General features: G+C 40.6%; 20 protein-coding genes. All 20 read right to left on the bottom strand.

What is annotated here, in order from left to right:
* Nucleotides 1–1,079 (bottom strand): glycosyltransferase family 4 protein (locus VE944_RS08560; RefSeq protein WP_324975172.1); only part of this gene is annotated, 1,079 nt, incomplete at its 3' end.
* Nucleotides 1,080–1,164: 85 nt separating this feature from the next.
* The gene (locus VE944_RS08555) at nt 1,165–2,598 is read right to left on the bottom strand and encodes an O-antigen ligase domain-containing protein (RefSeq protein ID WP_324975170.1); all 1,434 of its coding nucleotides are present in this window, start codon (nt 2,596–2,598) and stop codon (nt 1,165–1,167) included.
* 124 nt (nt 2,599–2,722) lie between these two features.
* The gene (locus tag VE944_RS08550; protein WP_324975168.1) at nt 2,723–3,652 is read right to left on the bottom strand and encodes a glycosyltransferase family 2 protein; all 930 of its coding nucleotides are present in this window, start codon (nt 3,650–3,652) and stop codon (nt 2,723–2,725) included.
* Nucleotides 3,570–4,772 carry a glycosyltransferase family 4 protein gene (locus VE944_RS08545; protein ID WP_324975165.1) on the bottom strand — a complete coding sequence of 401 codons (1,203 nt, stop codon included), beginning with the start codon at nt 4,770–4,772 and terminating at the stop codon, nt 3,570–3,572. The genes VE944_RS08550 and VE944_RS08545 overlap by 83 nt, the downstream gene beginning before the upstream one ends.
* Before the next feature lie 264 nt (nt 4,773–5,036).
* Entirely contained in the window at nt 5,037–6,029 is a 993-nt protein-coding gene (locus VE944_RS08540; protein WP_324975162.1) for a glycosyltransferase family 2 protein, read from the bottom strand.
* A gap of 59 nt (nt 6,030–6,088) precedes the next feature.
* The gene (locus tag VE944_RS08535) at nt 6,089–7,288 is read right to left on the bottom strand and encodes a glycosyltransferase family 4 protein (RefSeq protein ID WP_324975159.1); all 1,200 of its coding nucleotides are present in this window, start codon (nt 7,286–7,288) and stop codon (nt 6,089–6,091) included.
* A gap of 68 nt (nt 7,289–7,356) precedes the next feature.
* Nucleotides 7,357–8,196, bottom strand: a complete 840-nt coding sequence (locus VE944_RS08530) for a hypothetical protein (protein WP_324975156.1) — start codon at nt 8,194–8,196, stop codon at nt 7,357–7,359.
* Nucleotides 8,197–8,278: 82 nt separating this feature from the next.
* Nucleotides 8,279–10,120, bottom strand: a complete 1,842-nt coding sequence (gene hepA / locus VE944_RS08525; RefSeq protein ID WP_324975153.1) for a heterocyst formation ABC transporter subunit HepA — start codon at nt 10,118–10,120, stop codon at nt 8,279–8,281.
* Between the two features lie 251 nt (nt 10,121–10,371).
* Nucleotides 10,372–11,082: a heterocyst development glycosyltransferase HepC gene (gene hepC / locus VE944_RS08520; protein WP_324975150.1), complete on the bottom strand. Its 711-nt coding sequence runs from the start codon at nt 11,080–11,082 to the stop codon at nt 10,372–10,374.
* Between the two features lie 593 nt (nt 11,083–11,675).
* Nucleotides 11,676–13,904, bottom strand: a complete 2,229-nt coding sequence (locus VE944_RS08515; protein ID WP_324975147.1) for a GumC family protein — start codon at nt 13,902–13,904, stop codon at nt 11,676–11,678.
* Between the two features lie 148 nt (nt 13,905–14,052).
* Nucleotides 14,053–15,153 (bottom strand): glycosyltransferase, encoded by a 1,101-nt coding sequence (locus VE944_RS08510; RefSeq protein WP_324975144.1) that lies wholly within the window; start codon nt 15,151–15,153, stop codon nt 14,053–14,055.
* Between the two features lie 320 nt (nt 15,154–15,473).
* Nucleotides 15,474–16,787: an NAD(P)H-dependent oxidoreductase gene (locus VE944_RS08505; RefSeq protein ID WP_324975139.1), complete on the bottom strand. Its 1,314-nt coding sequence runs from the start codon at nt 16,785–16,787 to the stop codon at nt 15,474–15,476.
* Nucleotides 16,788–16,896: 109 nt separating this feature from the next.
* Nucleotides 16,897–18,141 carry a glycosyltransferase gene (locus tag VE944_RS08500; protein WP_324975136.1) on the bottom strand — a complete coding sequence of 415 codons (1,245 nt, stop codon included), beginning with the start codon at nt 18,139–18,141 and terminating at the stop codon, nt 16,897–16,899.
* 93 nt (nt 18,142–18,234) lie between these two features.
* A complete protein-coding gene (gene rfbC, locus VE944_RS08495) occupies nt 18,235–18,792 on the bottom strand; it encodes a dTDP-4-dehydrorhamnose 3,5-epimerase (RefSeq protein WP_324975133.1) in 558 nt (185 codons plus the stop codon).
* Between the two features lie 58 nt (nt 18,793–18,850).
* On the bottom strand, nt 18,851–19,702 hold the full coding sequence (locus tag VE944_RS08490; protein WP_324975130.1) for a phytanoyl-CoA dioxygenase family protein: 852 nt from the start codon (nt 19,700–19,702) through the stop codon (nt 18,851–18,853).
* A 49-nt stretch (nt 19,703–19,751) separates the two neighbouring features.
* A complete protein-coding gene (locus tag VE944_RS08485; protein WP_324975126.1) occupies nt 19,752–20,759 on the bottom strand; it encodes a glycosyltransferase family 2 protein in 1,008 nt (335 codons plus the stop codon).
* Nucleotides 20,760–20,984: 225 nt separating this feature from the next.
* Nucleotides 20,985–22,253, bottom strand: a complete 1,269-nt coding sequence (locus VE944_RS08480) for a class I SAM-dependent methyltransferase (protein ID WP_324975122.1) — start codon at nt 22,251–22,253, stop codon at nt 20,985–20,987.
* A 108-nt stretch (nt 22,254–22,361) separates the two neighbouring features.
* A complete protein-coding gene (locus VE944_RS08475; protein WP_324975119.1) occupies nt 22,362–23,390 on the bottom strand; it encodes an NAD-dependent epimerase/dehydratase family protein in 1,029 nt (342 codons plus the stop codon).
* Nucleotides 23,391–23,979: 589 nt separating this feature from the next.
* The gene (gene lhgO / locus VE944_RS08470; RefSeq protein ID WP_324975116.1) at nt 23,980–25,194 is read right to left on the bottom strand and encodes an L-2-hydroxyglutarate oxidase; all 1,215 of its coding nucleotides are present in this window, start codon (nt 25,192–25,194) and stop codon (nt 23,980–23,982) included.
* A gap of 120 nt (nt 25,195–25,314) precedes the next feature.
* Nucleotides 25,315–26,088 (bottom strand): glucose-1-phosphate cytidylyltransferase, encoded by a 774-nt coding sequence (gene rfbF, locus VE944_RS08465; protein ID WP_229555979.1) that lies wholly within the window; start codon nt 26,086–26,088, stop codon nt 25,315–25,317.
* Nucleotides 26,089–26,303 lie beyond the last annotated feature (215 nt).

Genomic DNA, 26,303 nt, shown 5'->3' with positions numbered 1-26,303 from the left:
TTTTGAGCATAATTCTGCGTTGAGAAATCGAGGGCGCGTTGTCTGGCAGCGACTCCGGCACTTTGGGCAAATTCTTGCTCGTCAAGATAACGGAGAATTGCGATCGCTAATTTCTCTGCATCACCGTAAGGTGTTAATAATCCATTCATGCCATCGGTAATAATCTCCGTCGGCCCGCCTGCATCACCAGCAATCACAGGTTTACCCAACGCCATCGCCTCAATAATCACAATCCCAAACGGCTCTTTATCGGATGCATGAACGAATACATCCATCGCCTGCACCCACTCCGGGATATTACGCTGTAGCCCAGCCATAATTACTTGCTCTTTTAAGCCCAAGGTGGCAATTTCGGCTTTTAAGAAGTCCTCATAATCCGGTTCTAAATCGTGTTTACCGCCAACCACCACACAATGAGCATCAGGATACTTCTGTAAAATTTTTGGCATTGCTTGCACCAATACGTGCATTCCCTTCCATCGTTGCAATCGTCCAACAATTCCAATCAACGGCCCGTGTAAAGGTAAGCCCAGTTTTCGCCGTGCTTCTTGTGGAGACGGTAAAGCATTAGGCTCAAATCGGTCTAATGCGACACCAGGATAAACCAAAGGTGTTGGTCTGTGGGGCCAAATCTCTGCCTGTGCCTGCTTGCCATCTTGGGAGAGAGTGATAATTGCACGGGCTGGGATTAAAGTAGCGATTCGTACCAACCAAGTTTTATCGCTAGGCACTTCTAGTTGATACCACACAGCAGGTAAGCCCGCCAGCATCGCTGCCAAACCTCCAGATATATGCGTAATCCACATCCAATTGACAATTATATCTGCACGTTCGCGGCGGGCGATCGCAGCAATCCGAAAAACGGCGGCAATAAAACGGTGGATTTGGCGCAAACGTCCACTTTCTACAACTCGCGCATCAATGCCAAGGGACTTTACTTGTTCAACCATCGGGCCGTCTTCTAAAAATATCACCAGCCACTCGACACCAGCATTACGCCCTTGCTGCACCAAATCCCAAAGCATCATTTCACCGCCACCTCGTTGCTCGGCTAGTGGCATTACAATAATTGCTTTCATAATCTATATCAATCCTATTTAAGTAGTAAGATTTTTTTTAACTAACGACAAAAAATAATTTGCATCCAGTCAAATATTTTTGTATTTATTCATAATTCTTTTGATGTTGATAGTACTTGTGTCCTGCCATAGCCATAGCTAAAAATCCCCAAAGAATCATTCCTGCCACACTTAACATGCCGCTACCAATAATTAGCTGTGCAGAAGAACTGATACCAATAGCGCGAGCAGCACTGATAAAACTATCGAAACGACCTTCACCATAACTACTGACACTAATAATTAAAAAAATTAATCCACCCATATAAAAGATGGCTCCAAACCAACCAAGGGTGAAAAACATATCTAAAATGCCACTATCAATTACCACTACTTCAATTTGACCAGTTTTTTCGTTAACTTTCCAAATATTTCCTAAGCCGTTACCTAGACCATTAGAAAGGGCTAACCCAAGGTTTTTGTCATAGCTTCCGGATCTATCTTTAAAACTGTTATCTTCTTCAAGATTAGAAAAAGTTTGTAAACGGGCTGCTACAACCCCAGCAATTGGTTCAATGGTTGTCAATGGCACAACACAAATTGCCATCACCACAATTATGATGATTAAGCGCATTTGAATCCGGGTTTTGACTGAACCCACGATCATAATTATTCCTAATAACCAGCCTCCCCAATTAGTACGCGCTTGTGTCAATAGGAAGGATAAGTAACCAACGGCTGAAGCAGGAAAAATTAAGTTTCCTGAACTTGTAAATAACAACAGCAATCCAGCTTGCATGACGGAACCAAAGGGGCCGACTGAGTGCAATGTACTCCAGACGCGCATCCCGAAAGGTACAGGGTTTCCAGAACTCATGAATAGTTTTGATTCTATGAGCCAATATCTGTCCCACTCAGGAGCGACGACGAATTGATATACGCCATACGCTCCTAAAATCAACACACACCAAAGAAATGTTCGCTGAATATTTTGGCGATAGCTGGGATAATCTCGCCAGTTTATAAATAAGTGAAAAGCGAAAATAATCGGACTGAGCCAATCTAACAGTCCGCGTGCTACTGGGATTGGTGGGTTATAAATCAGACCGATTAGAAAGCCATAGAAGACTCCAATAAAAGCCAAAACAAACGGTAAGCCCCCTTGACGCGAAGCGCGGGGAAAGTGTCGTAAGAATGTTGCGATGGTGACAAACACCACTAAGTAGGGTGCGATGAGCATCTGACGGGTAGCGTCCCAGCCCACCCGATAGTCAACCAAGCGGGTAGCTAAGGGCGTGAGAAACCAGATCCACCAGGTAAAGCTGATGTAGAGAATGGGATGCCGCAAGTATAAAAATATGGCTACTATTAAAGCTGTCACCGGGTAAATTAGGCGCAATGCGGCAGTCGCACCAGCAAAATAGCAAACTACAGTCAGTAATACAAAGCCTGCGATCGCCATCCAACCCTGTTGCGATCGCTCTTCGGGAGAATAGCTTTCTTGTAAAAAACTATTGAAAAGTATCTGTCTAGAATTCATTCAATTTTAGATTTTGGATTTTAGATTTTGGATTACTGGCTCTCTGGAGACAGCAGCCCACCCGTTTTAATTCCCAGGTTCTAACTGGGAACTAAAGCTAAGAAGAAATTAAATTCATTACGAATTACGAATTACGAATTACGAATTGTTTATATCCCTGCCAACGCCCACGCCAGGATGCCAGCAATTTTTTCCCCGCCAACTGTCCTTGGCTAGGTAAAAATCTCAGCCATTGGACGAAACCCAAACTATCGCATGTACCCACAAATACTGCCCAGAATAAAAACACAATCCGGCGGATAAATGGCAAATGCTCTAGTAAAACTAAGGTTTCATTATGGACTAAATTAATAAAGGCAATTTCATTAAAATTATTTCGCTGATCTTCATCAAAACGTTGTGCTGGATAGTGATCTACAGCAACATTAGGATCGTAAATTATCTTCCAACCAGCCCGTTTTAATCTCAGAGTGAATGCCATTTCAAAATGTACCTGCGCTCCTGTACCGCGCATCCGCTCGTCAAAGCGCAATTGTCCGATTGCTTGGGTACGAAAACTCATGTTTACGCCCTTGAGAATATCGACTTCACGCGGTTCTCCCACTCCCAGGTGATGGTTGCCAATCACTCGGCCAAACCACTGTAACTGTCCCACTACTGGGCGGGATTCGTCTTCTAATTTGCTGCCGTGGTATATCCAATCACGCCCGCCAAGTCCACCAAGGCGACTATCAGAGGTAAAGTAAGCGGCGATGCGCTCTAACCAATCTGGGTGAGGTGCAGCATCATCATCAGTAATGGAAACAATATCACCCTCCACTGCTGCTAGTCCGGCATTGAGGGCTGCTACTACGCCCGGTTGTGTGACTTTCACAGTATGCAATGGCAGATTGGGCGCGTTTAATTGTGCTAGAAATTGCCAAGTTTCTGCGTCCGTGTCACGGACAACCACTATCACCTGATCTACCGGTTTAGTTTGCTCCTGTAGCGCCAAAAGGCAGCGTGATAGGTCTTGTGGACGGCGATAAGTCGGTATCAGAACGGTGTTCCGCATTCTTGCTTAACTCCTCGAATAGATCCACATAAGTTTGTGCCATAGTAGTCCAGCTATGTTTTTCTGCCACAGAACGAGCTGCTTTGGCCATTTGCTGCATCAACGGAATATCGCTCACCAAGGACATCAACGCCACAGCCAAAGCATCAATATCATCTGAGTCGGATAAGACGATGCCACATTCTGGTGTCACCAACTCTCCGCCCCCGGTGGCTGTGGCAGTAATTACTGGTAGTCCTGAAGAAAGTGCTTCTAACAATACGAGGCTGCAAGCTTCGTATCGGGAAGGAAAAACAAATAAATCTACTGCTTGCATAATTTGGGGGATATCACGGCGAAATCCTACAAAATGCACGCGATCGCTTAACCCTAACGATGCTGCTAATTCTGGGAAAGGGCTACCTTGAGTATGTCCCACCACTGCCAAATGTAAATTAGGAACTTTCGCCAAGGCGTGCAGCACTGTATCTAAGTTCTTTCTGGGTGTGCGGATATCTCCAGCGAACAGTGCTAGGGTAACATTTTCCGGTAAACCTAATTTTTGGCGATTGCTTTCACCAGGGGCAAACTCTTCTAAGTCTACGCCATTGATAATTACACGAATCCGAGAACGCGGCACACCAATATTAACTAATTCCTGGGCGACCTTTTCGGATACAGCTACGACAACCTGCGCTTTTTGGAAAGCCTGTTTTTCCCAACGGGCATTAAAAGCCGTAAATAGCCATTGATAGAAACCATATAAATCTCGACGGTTGCGGGAAATATGAACAGGCGATCGCAACCATGAACTATGGACAAAATGTACAGCATTCACATCAGCCGCAGCCAGATTAATTGCACCATTGACTTTAACTAAATCAATTTCAGAGCGATGTTGACGTAACCAATCTGCACTCTTTTGGGCAAATATGAAATTCCGCACAAATTCTGTCGGATAGCCTTTGACTGGAATTCTAATCCAATTAACTTGACTATTATCTTCTAGTTCTGGTGCGACTTCACTAGCCAATAATGTCAATTGATGACCACGACGAATTGCTTCTTGAGCAACTTCGTAATTTACCCGCCCCTGACCATCACCTTTTTTGATTTTATGAGTAACAATACAAAGCTTCATACACTACCTTGCTTGGTAAAATAAGCTGGAACAAAGACGCAAAGTAAAAATATTATTTTTATCGACTCTGTGTACTCTGCGTCTCTGCGGTTCGTTAAAAGAATAGACCTTTTGCATAAGTCGAATAGACCCCCCTTAATCCCCCCTTATAAAGGGGGGAAACTTGAAATCTTGCCCCTCCCCTTTACAAGGGGAGGGTTGGGGAGGGGTGATTCAAGGATTTTTGCAAGAGGTATAATCTACAATTCAAACAAGATTCCTCTATCATTTAGAAATTTCTATTAATTTTTCTCCGAAAAAACGCGGAGTAAAACTGAGAGTAAGTGCAGCCACAGTTCGCACATCAAATTTTTGTTGATTTAACGCCTGCCAAAAATAAGGACGTGCTGCGGCTATCTGTTCACTTCGTAGCAAACCAATTCCTAAAGTAGTATTAGCTTCTAACCATTTTTGTTGAAAGTAAGTTTTAAATTTCTGTAACCGAGCGTCTGCCATAAAGACTTGATAACAAAACATTTCGCTTTTAGCTTTGCGGATTTTTGCCTGCATATCTCGACTACCACTGAGCATAGTATCAGTTTGCTCATGGGCACGATATCGCGTCAATCTTTCTGGATAATAGTAAGCACCATAACCAGATATACAACAGAGATAAGTTAAATATAAATCCCACATTCCGCCAACTTCTGAGGGTATACTATCCCAATCGATAATATTATTACGAATCACACAAGATGCAGCAGTGGGTATGCTTTTATCTACCAATCCAATTTTGTAAAAAGGTTGATGAATTCCTTTTGCTAGTTTGTCTCGCTTATAACCGCGTGTATTTTCTTCAGTACCAGCATTATTAATTATGCTATCTGCATCTATGATATATTGGTCGCAAAAAGCAAGAATTAACTCAGAATTTGCTTCTAGAGGTGGTACTAGCTTTGCTAAAAAATCTTCATTCCACATATCATCATCATGAAGACTAGCAACATATTTACCTCGCGCCATCTTGAAGCCATGCTGCTGATTAGCAATCATCCCCACATTTTGCTGATGTCGCCAAAATCTGATGCGTGAATCACCAAAAGATGCCACAAGTGCTTGGGGATTTTCTGGACTACAATTATCAGAAACAATAATTTCGATATTTTGATAAGTTTGTTTAACAGCGCTAGCGATCGCTTGCTTGAGATATTCTGGTCTATTATAGGTGGGGATAATAACGCTAACTAAAGGCTGTTGAGATTCTTGAGACGATGACATAGTTTTTCCCTTTATATTTTATAGGTAAAAAATGGACAATTTGCTATACCAAACTAGGCTTATTTCCCTTGAGAAACGCTATATATTTTTTTCGTAGAAGGAAATTCAGCTATTGTTTTTGCATAAATTTTTCGGAGATTATTCACATGAGCATTCATGGTAAATTCTTTCATTAATAAAGCATGACCTTGTTCGCCCATGTGTCGGCTTTTTTCATAATCTCCATACAAATCATGAATCGCATCAGCTAGCTTTTGGATATCATTCCCTGGAACAAGAATACCCGTTTCCCCATCTCGCAAATGTTCTGGAATACCTCCCACTGCACTACCAATTACAGGTCGATAACGAGAGTATGCTTCTAGAGTTACAAGACCGGCAGGTTCAGGCCAAACGCTAGGAAAGATGACTGCAAAACACTGTTCGTAAAGGTTATTTAACGTGTTGCGATCGCACCAACCATGCCAAGTAATTCGGTTACTTAATCTGAGTGTATTTGCTAACCTTTCTAACCGTGGTCGTTCCCAGCCTTCACCTGCAATATCAAGTTGAATTTGCGGATTAGTATGTATTAAGGTTTTGAGTAACCATTCCAGACCTTTATCAGAAACAATCCGTCCAGCAAACAAAATTCTATGATTTTGATGGATATCTAAACTCAAGGGTGCAGTTGTGATTTTTGGTATGGAGATACCACAGTGTAGCGTTACAGTTTGCTCAGGTGCTACACCGTTTTTAATCAACTCTTGACGCACGTATTCGCTATTAGCAACAAAAGTAATTTTTACCTTTTTTAAGGCATCTAATAACTGATGAGTAATTTGAAGTTCTTTAAGAGTTTTTAATGGTCTACGGCTACCACATTGATCTACTAATTTACCCCAGCTACAACCTAAGTAAGAGAAGTTGCGATCGCAGATTGTTCGCTGTCCAGCTAAATACTTTGTGCCACTAGGACAGTACAATGAGTGATTATGAACACTAAAAACCGTAGGACACTCGCCTGTAAGCTGCAAGAGTAAGTCTGGGCTGTGGAGGTGCAGCAACTTAAACTGGCTTTGGTCAACATTCTTAAGCGATCTTATCACGCGATCGCTAACTTCAGGTGGTCGATGTTCAAACAAAGAAGCTAAATAAGTTTCAACACCTCCGCCCTCACCTACATCAAAATTGGAGCATTGATAAATCAGGTCTTCTTCAAAAATATCCCTGTGTAATAGTTGATCATTTTGCTTGGCATTATTGATTGAGTTAAGCATTAACCACCATTTTTTACGTTATTACTAATTTGTATTCCTCATCTAAATAGAGGCTTAAATTCATCAACTTATATGCCAGCGTTAAACCAAAACTTGTGTCTGATATCACTCACATAATGCCTGAGAGCAATTTTTTTACTTGCAGATTTATCTGGATAAATGAACTGATCTTCTACATTAAGAACATATTTTTTTGAGCATATAGGCTTACCATGATTGTGATGCATTGTCAAATGAACAATTGTTTGTTCTGTAAAATAAGTAGGAGCTTCTTGAAGATTTGCTAAACGTTCGATAGCAAAACTCCAGTCAAATTCATGCCTAAAGAATATAAATCCACCATTTACTGGATTTGACTTTTCAGAATCATCATAAATAATTCGTTCATCTAGCGATATAGAACAATCAGGTAGATAAAGAGAATATTTATCGTCCGATTTACTCAAATCAATTAAATCAATCCCACCGGGGAAAAATAAAATATCTGAATCAGTGTAAATCGTAGCTCCATTAACCGGAATTGACATTAATGCCGACAACTTTTTGCCCAGTGGATGCAGTTGGGCATAATCATGAACACATTGAGGTAAATCCTTTCTGACGAAGTTTTGTAAAGGTATTACCTTAACGCAGGGATGGACACGGCGGAGTAAATTACAACTAGACTCAGTGTAACTGCCATCAGAAACTACAGAGAATGTATCTGGAATGCCAACATGACGAATGAATGAGCGAATACTTGCCACTTGTTCTAGCAGATCGCGTTCACATGAGAATGCATAGACACTTATCGGAACTTGCCGAGTTTGTTTTATCGGAATGCTGACAATCTGAGAAATGGCTGCTTTATATAGAGAGCGATTAAATTTACCCTGCATTTTAGCAGAATGATAGCCTAGATTTACCATTTATTTTTCCTCGGTAAAATTATAAAAAATTGAGCATGAGAAGGAATTCGTAATAAAGAAATTACGAATTACGAATTACGAATTACGAATTATAATATTGCATCTGGTGATATTCCCAAAGCTTCCCTTTACGTCCGAGTAATTCTTGATATTTGCCCTGTTCTACTATCCGCCCTGCTTCCAAGACTACGACTTTATCAGCTTTGGCAATAGTAGAAAGACGGTGAGCGATCGCAATTACTGTTCTACCCACAGATAGCTTTTCTAATGAATCTTGAATTAAGCGCTCGGATACAGAATCTAACGCGCTAGTTGCTTCATCCAAAATCAAAATTTCTGGGTTCCTTAGTAGCGCCCGTGCGATAGCAATTCGCTGTCTTTGTCCTCCAGATAATCTAACACCCCGATCTCCCAATTGGGTATTAAAACCTTCGGGCATTTCTAAAATAAATTCCAGTGCATTGGCTAGTTTAGCAGCTTCTTGAATTTGCTCATTAGTGGCTTGGGGAGTACCATAAGCAATATTTTGCCAAACATCAGTATTGAAGATAAAAGTATCTTGACTAACTACAGCTATTTGACGGCGTAGAGAGTTAATTTCAAACAACCTAATATCAATTTCATCGATATAGATATTTCCCTCTGTAGCAGTGTAAAAGCGGGGAATTAAATCAGCAAGAGTTGTTTTACCAGCACCAGAGGCTCCGACTAATGCAGTCATTTTACCCTTTTCAATGGTTAGGGTAACATTATGCAACACTCTATTTTTGTCATCGTAACCAAAATCTACAGATACTAAATTTATTGCCCTTTCTAAAGCTTTAAATTTAAGTGTTCCATCCTGAAAATAATTTTTATCATCACTTTTTAGCAGATTTTTAATGTTGTCTGCCGAGCCATGTAGAGTGCTGAGAAATGCTCTCGTGCCATTAATATCTTGAACAAAGGGGATGAAGCGAAATAGCACAAAGAAAAATGTTAGCAAAGAAGCAACTTGTAGCGTTCCATTAGTAACTAGGCTAGTAAATGCCAAAATAATCATTCCCACCAACACCGTAGTAGCTACCCCTTCGGCAATTGGTTTTACAAGTGTCCAAGTGAATACAACTTTAGTTGTAGTACTTACTACCTTGTCGCTAGCTTTGTAATAACGCTGTCGCTCAAATTCTTGAGTACCACAGGAATGAACCGTGCGAATGCCATTAATAAATTCTATGGCTGTTGATGTAAAATTAGCATTAGCAGTTGTCATGCCAAAACTTGATTCTCTAACTCTGGCATTCAGATTAGATAAACCTACACCTAAAAGTGTAAATAGTAATGCTGAAATTACAGTCAGTTGCCATGATATCAAAAACATTGAAATCAAGTAGACAAGAGTTGTGATTCCCCTAGTTATTAAAAAGGCTGCGCCACTGAAACCCTGTCTTATCCTTTCAATTTCTGTGGTTATTGTGTTAATTAGTTCACCAGAACGAGTTTTGGCAAAGTAACTTAACGATAAGGATTGTAACTGTTCAAAAATTTGCTTGCGTAAGCGATCGCCAAAATGCAGTTGCGATAATTCAGTATAGACTTGTCCAAAGTAATTGAAGGCAACACGTAACCAAGTACTCAATAAAATCAGCGAAGATACTCGGTACAGACGATTAATTGCCGAAGAATTAGCTCCCAATACTAAATTATCAAACCATTCTATTCCTGTTTGGACAGGTTGAGCGTTGGGACTAGTTAAGCTTTGCAAAAATGAAAGTAAAAAACCAATACTGACACCTTCAAAAGTTGCCGCCAGAATCGAGAATGTTAGAGCTAAAATTACAATCTTGCGAAAGTGCTTAAATTCTCGCAATAGCAAATAGTTGTCTTGCCAGAAGCTGGAAGCTTTAAGCAGACTACGAACTTTTTGAGGAAGTTGGAAATGCATGGATATTATAATAATAGTTTGACAAGGTAGATAGACCGCTATAGATGCTACACAACCAATTTTGCTTTAGGGACTTACAGAAATTAAATTATTCAATTTTGGGAGCAATTATTGATCGTTAGATTGTTCCTCCCCTGCTTCCCCTGCGCCCCCTGCTTCCCCTGCTCACCAAAGGGATGGGATATTTTTTTAATTGGAAGTCCCTTAGCCTCAGTGCGGTAGATGAAACCATCAATTACCGCACAGATAAATTACAGTGTTTGGCTATCTAGATGTAACAAGTGAGACTGTGCTTCTACTTCCCACGAAGCTTTAATTTCTGGTAATTTATTTAGCTGTACTGCATCTTCTAAAGTCCAACAACGAGATCCGGTTAAACTCATGTCACCCCGCAGCACGTTAAATAACTGGGGCAGATTATGAAGGCTGTGTTTACCCATCCAACGCCCAAGTGCTGTGGTGTTTTGCGTGCGAAACCTCATTGCCCGAAACAGCTTACCCCGTTCTCCAACACGCCACTCACGACAAAAAAGTGACCCTGGCGAGTAAACCTGCATTAACACAAGCAATCCCAACATGACTGGACTTACTAATAGCAGCAACACGAAAGCAGCAATCCAATCAGTTAGTCGCTGAAAGGGTTGCTTAGACAGTTTTTTACTAGCAGATATGCTTAGGAATATTGGCTTTTGAGCTTCTTCACATGCATCTGCCCAAAATTTGAGCAAAGCCTCACCCAGTTTTGGATCTATGCTTACCAAACTTACCGGAGAATGTTGTAAGCATTCTACTAGCGATCGCTTACTATTTAATAAAGGCAAATATGGTTGTTTAACTTGTCCAAGCGGCTTCACCAACAGCTTGCCCCGTCGCCACTTGAGCGTGCAGTACCCACGATTATCTTGGTGTTCCTGGGTTACATCATATAAATTCTCTAGAGTTGGAATTATTGAAGTTGTCATAATGTCTTTGGGTTATACAGGAGTGAATTGCTGAGGCGTTATCAAAGGCTATCAATGCCAAAGACCCAAATCCGAATCTTGTTGTAAGTCCAAAAAGTTGGAGATAATTGAGGGCAAAATATGTTATTGCTATTTGCCACTCAGCCAAGCACACATTGTGCAGAATTCTGCTGGTGTAGAGGTTTACAAATCAACGTTACTATCAATATTCATGGGTAATCGGTATTTTCCGGTAACTACTGACAGTAGAAAAGTGTAGAGGTAAATTACCCATGAATCTATATCGACGTTTAATTGCACTGAGGTGTTGATTGTATCGATATATTTAACAAAACCAGTCCCTTGTTGTCTTCTAGCCTTTATGAAGGTGCTTTAATCTCTAGAATATAAGAGTATATAGAAATAGCGATCGCTTAAATAAATTCTTTATTTACTCTTTAAAGAGCCAGTGATTTCTCTGATAACCCATAAAGTTAGCATAAATATACTGATTTTTTCCTGATCGCAATAAAATTAAATTTTGTTCAAAAAAACGAGAAAGATCCCCGACTTCTTAAATAAGTCGGGGATCTTTTCTTTTGTAACCGTACTAGCTATTTTTCTACAGCTTGGCGCAGAGCTAGTTGCTGTTGTTTGATATAAGGTACGTAATTACTACTAGAGTTTGATACCCCATTAGCTACAACCCCAATCAGATTTAACTTACTCAGCATCGCTGTAGCTTGATTAAGCTGACTTCGCGTCACAATCCCAATACTTGCCACCATGACTACGCTACGACAAGATGATGCGGTGAGCATGGCATCCACCAAACCGAGAACTGGGGAAGCATCTATGAGTACCAAATCATAGTTTTCCTCAAATGCTGCCATTAATTCTATCATCCGAGGGGAACTCAACAGATTAGCTGGGTCAGCAGGTCTGGGGCCGGCGGTCAAAATATCGATGTAGGCGGAACCTGAGTATTGAAGACTAATCTGGTTGGGTAGAGTTGCATCACTAGCCAATAGAGTTGAAAGACCCTGTTCATTAGGAAGATTCAGTTGTTCGTGCAGACTGGGATCGCGTAAGTTGGCATCAATCAGCAGTACCCTTTTGTGTAAACGGGCAGCACTCATCGCCAAACCCAACGCCAAAGCTGACTTACCCTCATCAGGTAAAGCTGAGGTAATCATCAAAGATTTTAAGTTAGCAACAGTATTTAAAAGTTCAATGTTTTTGTAAATCAGATCCAGCGATTCCCAACGCGGTGGAGATTGCAGTACCTGAATTGTCCAGGGGGCGAGAACTTCTGGCTTACCAAAGGGTAACTTGATCATTGATTCTCTGGGTTTGGCTGGCGGTAATTTGGGAGTTGTTCCCAACAACGGCATCGCCATTTGCTTCTCTAACTCAGCAGTGGTGTGAACTGCATCATCAGCCGATTCTCGAATAAAGGCAGCAATGCCACCTAACATAAACCCAACTACAGCACCTAACAGCAAGTTCTGTTGAAGATTGGGGCCTAATTGTCCACCTTTTTGAGGTTCTTCCACAACTTCCCAATTAAATCCACCCTTGGAAAGTTCTTGCCGTAATTGCTGTTCTGCTCTTAAAAGCTGCTCTAACCTTTCACGGCTAAATTGCAACTGCGGTAGCATCCGATTGTAATAAGCTAAAAGAGGCGGGAAGCGTTTGATTTCAAAACGTAGCTCGTTTTCTTTCTGGGCTAAAGTTTGATCGCGAGCAGTTAAAGCAACTATAGTTGTCTGTGTTTCTACCAACTGACCAGCTAGGCTGAGATCAATTTGGCCAAGCTGTCCTTTTTCGAGAAGAGAGTCTCCATTCGTGAATGCACCAGCAGATTTTCCGCCTAAAGTTCTTCCTACTTCTTGTTGCAATAATTCCTTCTGACTCTGAAGCTGTTCTTTGAGCTTCTGCACACTCGGAGTTTGATCTGTAAAGCGTAAGCGTTCTTGTGCTAGTGCCAGTTCGCTTTTTTGGATTTCATTCAATAAGCCTTGATAGCGAGTAGATTGACTCAGACGAGAAGCAACTAGAGCATTTTGAGGAGAACGGTTAAGTTGTTCTTCTAAAGATTTTTGGCGTGCTAAAGCTTCGCCATACTGGGCACGAGTTGTTTGTCTTTCTTGGGCAATATTATTCAAAGCTGTCTCAATCGCTTTAGCCTGTGACTCTGGATCAATTAAGTTCTGATTTCTACGGAACCTTTGTAAATTTGTCTCAGCCGCGTTTACTTCTTCACTGGCTTTACTTAACTGTTCCCTGATAATTTGCAGACCTTTTTGTAACCGCGAATTCTGTTGTTGTTTGTTATATTCCACATAAACTTGTCGAATTGCATCCAGAACTTTTTGTGTCTTTTCTGGATCTCCAGCAGTGTATTCAACTTGAAATATTTTAGTAGCGATATTATCTTCTTTGCTCCTTAATTGAGTTAAGACCAAAGAAGTTTTAATTTCACCTGCACTTATATCTGGATAATCAGACTGAAGTTTATCAACTGCTTTTTGAATAAGTCCCGAACTCTGCATCAAGTTAAGCTGAGTCGCAGTATCTATCACAACATCAGAGTCAGTAAACTGGTTGTCTATCCCCGCACCTTCTTTTTTACCTTGATAGTTAGGTTCTACTAGCAGTTGCATAGAACTTCTATAAGTTGGTTTGGTTTTAAAAGTTACCATGCCTGCAATAGCAATAGAAGTAATTAATACTGCTAGGAACCAAGGAAATCTTCGCACAAATACGGCAAATAATTGTCCGTAGCTTGGTTCAGTTTCTGAAGCTGGAGTTATATGAGGATTTAGACTACTTTGAACCACTTTTATTATCCTTGTCTTTTCTACGAAAGGCTACGCCAACAAGACTTACGCTAAGAGATTCCCCGAAGAATACCTATTTGTTTTACGAACCGCCAAGGAGGAGAGAAAAAATAAATAGGTAATCTTATAGGGGCAATAAATTACGAAATCAAATCAATATTTGATGTCCGCCACAAGCCTGGTTAATAATTTGCTCAACTTTCCCAAAGAAGGCATTCTCTGAAAAGTTTGCAACGGCATGATTACGAATGCGATCGTAATCCCAAGAAATGCCGTTGGCTTCTAGTAATGCAATTTGTAGAGATTCGGGTGTTTGCCTTTTGAAAAAGACTCCTGTTTCACCTGGTATTTGAGTATCTAATACTCCACCTGCACCATAAGCGATGACTGGTGTACCACTAGCATTAGCCTCTACTGGAACTAATCCGTAGTCTTCTAAGGCTGCGACAATAATAGACTTGGCTTTGGAAAACAAGTCTTTGCGGGTTCTATCACTTACGTGTCCCAAGAACTCAATATTTTTTAATGCTTTGGATTTTAATCGTGCAAGTTCAGGCCCATCACCTGAGATTAATAAGCGCCATCCCAACCAGTTAAAAGCTTCAACTATTATATCAAGGCGCTTATAGCTGATCATCCGGGCTGAGGCCAGATAATATTCTTCTTTTATATCGGAAAAAAGAAATTTACTAGTATCAATTGGATAGTTTACCATCATTGCCTTTTTGCCATAAATACTTTCAATACGGCGGGCAACAACACTAGAATTGGCAATGTAAAGGTCAGGTTCCTGTGCATATTTCAGGTCTACCTTTCTCATTACTTGAAATATTTGTTCGATTAAAGGAGCAAAATATCTATAGTCTCCGTACTCTCTTAAATAGGTTGCTGTATCCCATAAGAAACGGGTGACATTATGGCAAAAACAAATGTGGCGAGCATTGGGATTTTTTCGCACTGCTTTGGCGAAGCTTGTGCTACTGCTAATAATTAAATCGTAGTCTTGCAGATCCAAGGCACGAAAGGCAGGAAAATATAAAGGAGCCATTGACCTGAAATATTTTGCTGCACCAGGAATCTTTTGCAAAAAGGTTGTGTTGACTATGCGATCGCCTAGATCAATAGTTTTTTCTGGATCGTACAGAGATGTGAAAATATCTGCTTCGGGATAGCGCTTACAAAGCAGTTCAAACACACGCTCTGCCCCACCTCGCTGGGTTAAATAATCATGGACTAGAGCAATTTTCATGAATTTGACCTAAAGTTTCGATCAGGTTTGTTTCAACGCTCCCCAGCAAGTTATATCATGTCCGCTTGATTAGTTATTAAACCTCAAGAACCCCACCCCGCCAAAGCTACGCTTTGTCTCCCCTCCCCGCCTGCGGGGAGGGGCTGGGGGTGGGGTGCAATGACTGTGGAAATCATAACTAATTACCAGGACTTGATATTACTATCAACAACTTTAGTGTCCCGCAGTATAGCTCCTATCCTCTTCACGAAATTCTGGCGACAAATATATAGGGGCGTACAGCTAGCTGTACACCCCTACAGCCGATTCATTTGTAGCTATTACCCAACTGCTACTAAGATTTTTTCTGAGGCGAAATAAGTGTTTTGCTCAGTTCTTAATTGGTCGCAGAGTCTGCCTTCAGGTAATTCTACATCCTCATAAGTGAGGACTTGATCTTTAGAAATATCTCGTTTGAGGCGACACCCTTCAGCTAAACCAATTGGTAGGAGATTTTGCTGTTGGACAATGGGGGAATTTTCACATTGTCCGTAGGTCATGTAGTAACCGATGCCATCTAAGGTTTCTCCTGCTTTCAGGTCGATTTTGGCAGTGGTGACAACATCTACTAGCGGGCCTGCTAATGGAGACATAACCGCATCACCGAATAGGACAGCACGCGCTACAGACAAGGGAACTTCAAAATGACAGAGGTGATAAGGAGTATAGAAGCTGTAAAGTGGGCCTTCGCCTAATTTGTATAAGTTGAGATAGTGCTGTTGCTTGGGGTCGTCGTGAGTGGCAAATACATATACGCCTGGGCCAGGTTTTGCTCCAACTACATAATCGACAATGCCGCCCAGTTCTTTGAGTTGTTCAACATCATATATATGGGCCATTTCATCGACATAACCGTTGAAGTCATATCCTAGCATTCCCCGTTTGGCGACTTTCATCCCTGTGGCATTGGCAACGATCGCTTGCTCAAAGGAAATTTTGGTTCCGTCGGCGAAGCTAGCCACCATGTGGGGCTTTTGACCCCAACGTTTAGCAAATCCTTCCTGGGTGGTGGGATTGCGATAGGGGTCTTGGAGTCCTTTAATGTTACCGCACAATAACGGAGTTAGACCAATGCTTTTTACAAAGCGGTAGAGGTTCATTTGCACCCCTGGCTGATCGCCATCACAGGCGCTGAGAATCACACCTGCTTTGTCAGCATAGACTTTGAGGATGGGGCCAATCGTGCCGTCGAGTTCGGCATTCATCATAATCACATGCTTGCAATAGGCGATCGCTTCCATAACAATGTGAGCGCCAAATTCCACTGCACCTGTGACTTCGATTAATGCATCGATGCCTTCGGCCCGACACAGTAATTTAGCGTCTTCTGTGACTGCATACTTACCGTTAGCGATCGCATCTTCTAATTCGCTGACACTTGCAACAACTTGAATATCTTCAATTCCTGCTTCCGAATAAGCTTGTTTAGCTGCATCAATCTGACGATTGGAGATAGCAACTAACTCCATTCCTGGCACTGAATTGACAATTTGGTTGGCAATTCCTCGACCCATAAAACCAGCACCAATCATTCCCACCTTGATAGGATTTCCTGCTGCTGCACGGGTTTGTAAGGCGCGATCGATAATAATCATGAACTAAACTCCTTTTTGGAACTGTTGGTTGTGATACAAATTCTCTATAAACTTGCACTTAATAAGTTTTTAAAGCTAAATATTAAGTACATTTTCACGGGAATTAAGATTAGCTATGGCTAGTAACTGGTTCTTTGCTAGATGCTATAGAAGCAGTCTGTTTTTTCTGGTTGTGATTTTCGATAATTTGCTCCACAACATTTCTGTAAACTTGGGCAAACTTTTCTTTGGTATGATTTGCTCTTGCATATTCCCAAGCCTGACGAGACATCAGCTTTAAGTCTTCTACAGGCAAGTTGGAAATACTTCTAACTTTTGCCTTAATTTCGTCAACTGAAAGATTATCAAAAATCACACCAAAATCGTGAACATCCACACCAGATTCGTAGCTTAAGATGGGAATTAACCCGGCTTGCAAGCAACTAATTACTGCTCCTGACTGCCCTTCAGAAACAGAAGGATAAACAAGCCCTAGACAGTTATTTGTCACCTCTATAAAATCAGGGCTACTAACATCAATCCACCCATAAGTATGGATGTTAGGAGTTTCGTACAGTTCTTTATAGAAAGCTTGCTCAAATTCTTTATCATTATTTACCGGGCCACAAATTGTTAAATGGTATTCCGGCATTTGGGCAAAGGCATCTAAAACTAAATCTAATCCTTTCAGGACTAAAGCACTACCACCAAACCACAGAAAACGCTTTCTTACCGCTTCAAAATCTTTCTTGTCGGGATAAGGATAAACCACGGGCGAAGAAATTGGGATACGATACATCGGTTTGTTAGCATACTTGAATGTATCAGTTGTGAAATCGTTACCCAACACAATCGCGCAATCAGCATATTCAATTCCCAAATTAGGAACTTCAAATCGCTGTGGTTTTAAGGTGATACCTTTCCGTCGTTGTAGTTCTAGAAGTCTGTTGCATTCTGCTGCATTGCGAAATACCATATTCGCAATGTCAACGTGGAAAATCTTGATGCAATCCTTATTCAGTTTTGGTGCAAGCGCTTCCATTCGATGACGGATATCAATAAAAAATGCGTAATCTTTTTGAGGAACGAATTTATCATTGTGAAATTGGATAACATCAACGTTATAGCCTAAAGTTAAAAAAGTTTGGGCTATTTGCCAAACTTCCCAATACCAAGTATGGTCGTTAGGCATTGGCTGACCAGCTTTTAAGAGGAATGGTTCAATTCGATAAGAAAGAAGTACATTTCCTTTAGAAGGCTGTTTAGGCTTTAGAGAAACAACCTGTAATGTCTTAACATAATTGATTCGAGCTTGGACTTTTTTGGAGACAAAAGAAATAATATTACCGACACGAGATAGAAGATTATTTGGCATTTATTTCTACCCTAATTAATTATTGTATTACCTCGTGTAGAGGAGCCAGTGTGTTTTACGAGAAACACCTGGCACAGAGAAATCCGGGTATAGTTATCTGGAAGCTGTACCGCCAACAGTCATCATTCTCAACAAAGGCCAATTTAAATCTTTCTCAGATATTTCAGTCACATCTAGAGGCCAATCAATGGCAAAGAATGGGTCGTCATAGCGTAAACCTCTTTCATACCCTGGCGTGTAAAATTCGCCCACTTGATATATAACTTCAGTCTCATCTGTGAGTGCTTGATAGCCATGAGCAAACATTTCTGGAACATATAAAGCGCGGCGGTTTTCTGGGGTTAGCTCTACACCAATGTGTGATAAAAAGCTAGGAGATTCTGGACGCATATCAATAATTACGTCATAGATAGCACCTTTAGTACAGCGAATTAATTTCGTTTCTGCTGCTGGCAGAATTTGATAGTGCATTCCCCGGATAGTGCCTTTTTTATAGTTAAAAGACAAGTTACATTGGGCGACTGTTGGCTTTAATCCATGTGCTTCAAATTCTTGAGCGCAGAAAGACCGAGCAAAAAAACCACGGTGGTCTGGCTTTTCTTCTAAATCAATAATGAATGCGTCTTTGAGTGGAGTTTCGGTGAAAATCATTATGATTCCTTTTAGATGAATGTTGGTTAAATTAGATATTCTTCTGGCAAGAACGTTTTTAAGTTGATACTTTAACTGCATCGGATGCAGAACGTAACTCTGCTCTGGGATAAGTATCATCCCAGTATTGGGTACAGAGGTGTGGTCTTTCAGGAGGGTTGGCGGTGTAACACAAAAATAGTGTTGACCGATCTTCTGTGCGGACTGTGCCGTGATGCAAAGTATTTTTCGTATCTACAAGAATGACAGTACCTGCTGGGCCTGGGCAGGATTTCCAAGCTGATTTAGGGATGATTGGTTTTACTTGTTCATCGTCGATACCTATATAGCCTGACTTCCAAAGTTTGTAGTAAAGTCGAAAATAATTCCAACTAAATAAGGAAGTTAAAGAGCGGGGGATGTATTCAAAAGGCCCAGTTTTTTCTTCTACATCATTCAAGTAAATAATTATTTTGATAATTCGACGGTCTTCTGCATCTCTATGCCATAGCAGCGTTCCAAACTGATGTTTATTATTGAAATCTTTGCGTAAATGTACACCATGAAAAGCAACAGGAAGACCAATATAATTTTTGATGATATTGAGCAGCCTTTTCTCGATTCCCCAAGCATAAAATTCTGGTAAACCTGTAACTGTGTAAATTTGTGGTAACTTTTGCTCTAGATGGTCGTTGTTAGGATTTTCCATCTGAGACAATTGATGGTAAGCAGCTTTGAGCAGTTCGGAGCTAGAGTCGAACCCTAAATCTGCCAGTGTTGTGACACAAACGCCATCTTTTTTGAGAGCCTTAAGAATGTGGCGATCGCTTCCTTCTAACGCTGGCAAATTTCTGCTATGCTTCCAACGGGCTAGGTAATATTCAAAGTCAGAAGATAGTGTAGCTATTTTGCGTTTAATAGCGCTAAACATGGCATAAATCCTTCTTTTTATAATACATATTTGTTAGGAATTTAATAGCTTACGGCTTATAATTCCGCACTTCTTGAGTAGGTATTTCACTTGATTCTGCTAAACCGAGTTCTTTAGAAACCATTACATCAAAAGCACACAAGCTAACCAAACCCAAAAATGGAACTACTATTTTGATAGCTGATATCGGCCATCTTCTTAAAGCACCCAAGAAAACTTTCAAGTTGACTTCTTTACCGTTCTGCAAAAGCATCCGCCTACAAAACTGCTTAGAATATCCACTTTTTTCTAATTTCAAAATCACTTCGGGTATGTGTTTGTATTGCATTAGCAGTGCAGATTTTGGTTCTTTCTGCCAATAACTCACACCAACAATACATTCTAAATAAGTATCTTGAGTGACGATTACTCTGCCATTAGCAGCACAATATCCGGCTAGATATGCTAAAGATATCCAGTTATTCTCAGCATCTTGCCATTTTTGGAGAGCGCGTTTTACTAAATCAGTGCGGTAAACAGTAGCAGTCAGAAAAATTACTGCACCAACACTTTTTGAGAAACAATGCTCAAATATAGCTTTACCATCACCTTCACCATTTTCACTATCTATATCAAACCAGCGATTACCAACAATTGTTGGTGGGTGGACTGGTTCACCAGTAATTTGGTTCCGTCCAGAAAAGTTGAGAAATAATAATGATAAATCTTCATGTTGCTTGAGTTTGCTAATTACATAAGCAATGGCTCTATCTTGAATTGGGTCATCATCACCAATTGTCCAAACATATTTTGTTATTGTAGAATTTAGGCAATACATAATATTTTTGACTACGCCTAAATTCTTTAAATTTTTATTCGATTTAAATGTAATATTATTAAGTGTTCTCTGCCATTTTTGGATCACTTCTTGAGTATTGTCTGTTGAACAATTATCAGAAACTAAAATTTCACAGTCGTCTTCAAAACCTTTAATAGCTTGAGCTAACCAAGTAAGTTGTTTATCTAGAAGCTGGGCACGATTAAATGTAGGAATGGCAATAGTCAGCAGTTTATTCATAATAAGCTTTAATCTGTAGTTAAGAAGGTACTAAGCTGCTTCCCAGTCTAAATTTTTGTAGTTTGGCAGCAAAAATTTATAGTAGATACACCTTTTAATTACTCTTGAGCAATTTCCAAAAACAAATGCTTTGATGTTTTCTTGAAATCACTTAAATATTGCCCATGACCACAATACAATATAAACATAGGAATAACAGGCAACTTTTGGCTTTTTAAGTAGTAATTACGACGCTATTAAAACCTTATCCTGAATAGGAGATGGATAAATTTTAACTTCAGGAATTGGCACTACAAACTGTCCACCCCACTCGCCAATAAATGCTATTTGTTCCATAATTTCTTCCTTGAGATTCCAAGGCAATATTAGGAGATAATCTGGTTTGGTTTCGCGGATTTTATCTGGTTCAAAGATGGGAATATGAGTGCCAGGTAAGAATAAGCCCTGCTTGTAAGGATTGCAATCTACTGTGTAATCGATAAAATCTTTTCCAATCCCACAGTAATTGAGCAATGTATTGCCTTTAGCAGGTGCGCCATAACCAGCGATTGATTTACCTTCTGCTTTAGCTGTCAAAAGAAAATTTAATAGTTTGTGCTTTGTTTCTTTGACTTTTTCTCCAAATGTAATGTAAGTCTCCATGCGATGTAGCCCGGCGGCAATTTCTTTAGCTTTCAAATCTCTAACTCGTTGACTAATGCTGAGATGAACAGCGTAGTCGTGTTTGGCATAAATTCTTAATGAACCGCCATGAGTTGGTAATTCCTCTACGTCAAAAAGTTGCAAGTTATGTGCTGCAAAGATTTTTTCGATGGTCAGGAATGAAAAATAAGAAAAATGCTCGTGATAAATAGTATCAAACTGATTTTGTTCAATAAGTTGTAAAATGTGAGGAAACTCCATCGTCAAAATACCATTGGGTTTGAGGATGAGTTTCATTCCAGCGATGAAATCGTTTAAATCTGGTACATGAGCTAAAACATTATTACCTATCAAAAGGTCAGCTAATTTTCCTTCTATCACTAGTTCTTTGGCAGTTTCAACTCCAAAAAACTTGTTGATACTAGGAATACCTTTGTCTTCAGCAACTTTAGCTATATTTGCTGCTGGTTCTATTCCTAAAACTGGGATTCCCTTTTCTACAAAATATTGCAGGAGGTAGCCGTCGTTACTGGCAATTTCAATAACCTGATTATGATGATTAAAGCCAAACTTCTCTACCACCATCTCCGTGTAAGCCTTGGCATGTTTTAGCCAACTTACAGAGTAAGAAGAAAAATAAGCATAATCGCTGAAAATGTGATCTGGAGTTTCAAACTGTTCTAATTGAACTAAAAGAGTGTCTTCAGAAACATAAGCATGGAGAGGATAAAATTTCTCTACATTATTTAGCTGTTCTGCTGTCAAATAAGCATTGGCTAAAGGTGACATTCCTAGATCAATAAAGGTTTGGTGCAGAGGTTGACCACTAAAACGACATTTTGCGATCGCCATAAGCTTTAACTCACTAATTGCAAATAATTTGATAGATGGATAAGTCCGAATCAAATAGGTTGATTCGGAAACTTAGTTTATTTGTTCGCTGCTGCTAGACTAATCTAACTACTTTTTATTCCAGAAAAAATCCTTGTCAATTTGCTCAGTACGAATCAGATACTCTAGTTGCTTTAAGCGCGTAAATCCTCTAAACAAGAAAGTATCTTCAGCCATGTGTATTTGACTGAATAAATCAAATAACTGCTGGGCACCAAGTCGGGCATTCCAATCACACTTAAATCCAGGTAGGATTGTGTTGATTTTCTCGAAGGATACCCGATAGCTGCGGTTATCTGAACCGTTGTTACCAAAGAACAATTTACAATCTGGGAAAATATCAGCAATAATTTCTGCGATTTCTTTGACGCGATAATTATTTGCTGTATCTCCTACGTTGAAGATTTGGTTATGTACAATGTCTCGTGGTGCTTCCAAAGCGCAGACTATTGCTTTGCAAATATCCAGTGCATGGATTAATGGCCGCCAGGGTGTACCATCACTGGTCATTTTGATTTGTTTGCTAGTCCATGCCAACCCTGCTAAGTTGTTTAAAACAATATCAAAGCGCATCCTGGGAGAAGCACCAAAGGCAGTAGCATTCCGCATAAAGGTGGGAGAGAAGTCATCGTCAGCCAGTGGTCTGACATCTCTTTCTACGAGAGTTTTGCATTCTGCGTAGGCTGTTTGAGGATTAATTGGGGATTCTTCTGTGACATCACCTGCGGTAGCAACACCGTAGACGCTACACGAAGACATATATACGAAGCGGCGCACACCCATAGCTTTAGCTAGGCTAGCTAGACGAACTGAACCTATATGATTAATTTCGTAGGTAATATTAGGTGCTAATTGTCCGGCTGGGTCGTTAGAGAGTTCTGCCATGTGAACTATGGCTTCAACACCTTCCAAATCATCAGGGGTGATGTTGCGGATATCTTTGTTAAGGGTTTTGGGTGTCACCCCATTGGCGTTGTACAGCCAACCAACTTTATAGAAACCAGTATCTAGACCGATAACTTCATGTCCCCGTTCAATTAACAGAGGGGGTAATAATGAACCAAGATAGCCTTCTGTTCCAGTTACTAATATTTTCATTGTGGTTAATGTTTGTATTGATGAGTTAAATTAGGGGCGCACAAATATTTGCCCTAAAGGGTGTTGTATTCAAGAGAGAACCGCTATATTTTTCGTTTGTATGCAAATAACCTCACTTCCATTCCTCTCTCCTCTTAGGAGAGAGGCTTTGAATCTTGCTCCCATTCTCTCTCTTCTCTACGAGACGCTACGCGAATGTAGGGAAGGGGTTGGGGGTTAGGTCATTGGACTCAACCTAGAAGCGCTATATATATCGGCTAACATTCATTACATAGTTTGCCAACTTATATTATGTCCACTTGATTACTTATTAAACCCGGAGAACCCCACCCCGCCAAAGCTGTGCTTTGTCTCCCCTCCCCGCCTGCGGGGAGGGGTTGGGGGTGGGGTTATTATGGGAATTCGGCGGACATGATATTACCCATTGGGTAGCAGCACTCTATAGCGGTTCTTACTTAATTGATGCACTACACTTTTTTCTTGTGGGATGAGTATCTTACCCGTCTTTTGTATTTCCAGGCTGGAAAAGATGCCCACTATACAAGATTCATCCTTTTATTCAGCAGCCCGGAAGTAATAGCTATGTTATCTATGCAGTTACTGCAATATCTAGATGGGAAAGTTGGGGAATTTCTGCCACAAGTGCTTTACCGATTTCTAGAGAAGATGTAGCCGCAGGAGAAGGAGCATTGCAAACATGAATGGAGTTTTGACCGGAAACAATCAAAAAGTCGTCTACAAGCTTGCCATCGTTCATTAAGGCTTGAGCGCGAACTCCTGCATGGGTGGGAACTAAATCTTCTGCTTGAACTTCGGGAATTAGTTTTTGCAAACTTCTGGTGAAGGCTGCTTTACTAAAGGAACGAATGATTTCTTGAATCCCTTCATCAGCATGTTTAGCTGCCAATTTCCAAAAACCAGGATAGGTGATGACTTCAAGAAAATCCCGTAAGTCGAAGTCGGTTTTTTTGTAACCTTCGCGTTTGAGCGACAGCACCGCGTTTGGCCCTGCATGGACGCTACCATCAATCATCCGGGTAAAGTGAACACCCAAGAAGGGAAAATCTGGATTGGGAACTGGGTAAATTAGTGTTTTGACCAGATAACGTTTTTCTGGTGTGAGTTCGTAATATTCTCCCCGGAATGGAATGATTTTTGCTTGGGGTTCAACTTGACCTAATTTGGCGGTGCGATCGCTATGCAATCCAGTACAATTAATTATAAAGCGGGTTTCAAAGTTACCTTTATTTGTTTGCAGTACCTGATTTTTTCCACTTGAGGAGATTTTCAGAACTTTTGTATTGAGGTGCAAATCTCCACCTTGCTGTTGAATTAGCTCGGCATATTTCAAACAAACTTGCTTGTAATTAACAATACCAGTTGAGAATACCCGAAGCCCACCTACACATTTTACGTGAGGTTCAATTTCCCTGACTTCTTCGGGACTAATTCTCTTAACTTCTATGCCATTGTCTAAGCCGCGTTTGTAGAGATTTTCTAAGCGTGGTAGCTCTTGCTCTTCAGTTGCAACAATGACCTTACCACAAACTTCATGCTCAATTCCATGCTCTTGACAAAACTCTACCATAGAGCGAGAACCGTCACGGCAAAATTTAGCTTTGAAACTCCCTGGCTTGTAATAAATACCAGAATGAATCACACCGCTATTATTCCCGGTTTGGTGAAATGCCCATTGACTCTCTTTTTCTACTACTAAAATACGGGCATTGGGATAGCGTTTTCCTAGAGCCAGGGCTGTAGAGAGTCCAACTATTCCCCCACCTATAATTGCAAAATCATACATTAGTATTATTGTACTTGAAATTACAGTAAATCTATAAAGTCGTTGGGCATGGGGTATTGGGCATTGGGCATTGGTTATTTTTTTCCCCCTGCTCCCTCATCTCCCTCATCCCAACTCTTTCTACCATACCTTCCAAGGGGCTTGAGTGCTTTTCCATAGCCCCTCTAGGTAGTTTTTATCGCGTAAAGTATCCATAGGTTGCCAAAAACCATCATGTTTGAAAGCCGATAGTTGTTCCATATCAGCTAGCTTTTCTAATGGCTCTTGCTCCCACACGGTAGAGTCATCAGCAATCAAATTGATTACTTCTGGTTCTAACACAAAATAACCGCCATTAATCCAAGCTCCATCACCTTCGGGTTTTTCCCGAAAGCTGGTAATTTTCGTTTGCTCATATCCTAAAGAAATAGCCCCAAAACGTCCGGCTGGTTGAACGGCTGTGAGGGTTCCTAATGTCTTTTGTTCTTTATGAAATTTAACTAGCTCGGTAATATTAATATTACTGACACCATCACCATACGTAAAGCAAAAAGTTTCATTACCAAGATGTTCGCTGATTCGCTTTAAGCGTCCGCCTGTCATCGTATTATCACCCGTATTTACTAAGGTGACACGCCAGGGTTCAGCATAACCAGAATGCACGTTCATTTGGTTAAATCGCATATCAAAGGTAACATCTGACATGTGTAAGAAGTAGTTAGCAAAATACTCCTTAATTATGTAACCTTTGTAACCGCAACAAATAATGAAGTCATTAATGCCGTGAGCAGAGTAAGTTTTCATTATGTGCCAGAGAATTGGCTTACCACCAATTTCAACCATCGGCTTGGGTCTGATACTGGTTTCTTCACTGAGGCGTGTACCAAGCCCTCCAGCCAAAATCACCGCTTTCATGCAATTACCTCGGAGATTTGTAGGGATATAATTATTTGACCGTACCAATTTTAGATTCTAGATTTGCAATTTGGGATTAATGCTCGAATGTCACGAGTTTATAAGTAGATTTGCTCTGCCCATTTTCATAGCGGGGCATGTACTAAAAAACTCTTTTTCTCAAAAATCCAAAATCTAAAATCCAAAATTGTTTGACTTTATCGACATGAAGAGGA

The sequence above is a fragment of the Nostoc sp. genome, from assembly GCF_035638895.1.
Lineage (GTDB): Bacteria > Cyanobacteriota > Cyanobacteriia > Cyanobacteriales > Nostocaceae > Nostoc.
The sequence above is the reverse complement of the archived record's forward strand: the minus strand, read 5'-3'. Positions and strand labels throughout refer to the sequence as shown.

What these genes read in the sequence shown, in the direction of transcription:
- VE944_RS08555 (WP_324975170.1), bottom strand. Translation starts at nt 2,598, where the DNA reads ATGAATTCTAGACAGATACTTTTCAATAGTTTTTTACAAGAAAGCTAT.
- VE944_RS08550 (WP_324975168.1), bottom strand. Translation starts at nt 3,652, where the DNA reads ATGCGGAACACCGTTCTGATACCGACTTATCGCCGTCCACAAGACCTA.
- VE944_RS08545 (WP_324975165.1), bottom strand. Translation starts at nt 4,772, where the DNA reads ATGAAGCTTTGTATTGTTACTCATAAAATCAAAAAAGGTGATGGTCAG.
- VE944_RS08540 (WP_324975162.1), bottom strand. Translation starts at nt 6,029, where the DNA reads ATGTCATCGTCTCAAGAATCTCAACAGCCTTTAGTTAGCGTTATTATC.
- VE944_RS08535 (WP_324975159.1), bottom strand. Translation starts at nt 7,288, where the DNA reads ATGCTTAACTCAATCAATAATGCCAAGCAAAATGATCAACTATTACAC.
- VE944_RS08530 (WP_324975156.1), bottom strand. Translation starts at nt 8,196, where the DNA reads ATGGTAAATCTAGGCTATCATTCTGCTAAAATGCAGGGTAAATTTAAT.
- hepA (WP_324975153.1), bottom strand. Translation starts at nt 10,120, where the DNA reads ATGCATTTCCAACTTCCTCAAAAAGTTCGTAGTCTGCTTAAAGCTTCC.
- hepC (WP_324975150.1), bottom strand. Translation starts at nt 11,082, where the DNA reads ATGACAACTTCAATAATTCCAACTCTAGAGAATTTATATGATGTAACC.
- VE944_RS08510 (WP_324975144.1), bottom strand. Translation starts at nt 15,153, where the DNA reads ATGAAAATTGCTCTAGTCCATGATTATTTAACCCAGCGAGGTGGGGCA.
- VE944_RS08505 (WP_324975139.1), bottom strand. Translation starts at nt 16,787, where the DNA reads ATGATTATTATCGATCGCGCCTTACAAACCCGTGCAGCAGCAGGAAAT.
- VE944_RS08500 (WP_324975136.1), bottom strand. Translation starts at nt 18,141, where the DNA reads ATGCCAAATAATCTTCTATCTCGTGTCGGTAATATTATTTCTTTTGTC.
- rfbC (WP_324975133.1), bottom strand. Translation starts at nt 18,792, where the DNA reads ATGATTTTCACCGAAACTCCACTCAAAGACGCATTCATTATTGATTTA.
- VE944_RS08490 (WP_324975130.1), bottom strand. Translation starts at nt 19,702, where the DNA reads ATGTTTAGCGCTATTAAACGCAAAATAGCTACACTATCTTCTGACTTT.
- VE944_RS08485 (WP_324975126.1), bottom strand. Translation starts at nt 20,759, where the DNA reads ATGAATAAACTGCTGACTATTGCCATTCCTACATTTAATCGTGCCCAG.
- VE944_RS08480 (WP_324975122.1), bottom strand. Translation starts at nt 22,253, where the DNA reads ATGGCGATCGCAAAATGTCGTTTTAGTGGTCAACCTCTGCACCAAACC.
- VE944_RS08475 (WP_324975119.1), bottom strand. Translation starts at nt 23,390, where the DNA reads ATGAAAATATTAGTAACTGGAACAGAAGGCTATCTTGGTTCATTATTA.
- lhgO (WP_324975116.1), bottom strand. Translation starts at nt 25,194, where the DNA reads ATGTATGATTTTGCAATTATAGGTGGGGGAATAGTTGGACTCTCTACA.
- rfbF (WP_229555979.1), bottom strand. Translation starts at nt 26,088, where the DNA reads ATGAAAGCGGTGATTTTGGCTGGAGGGCTTGGTACACGCCTCAGTGAA.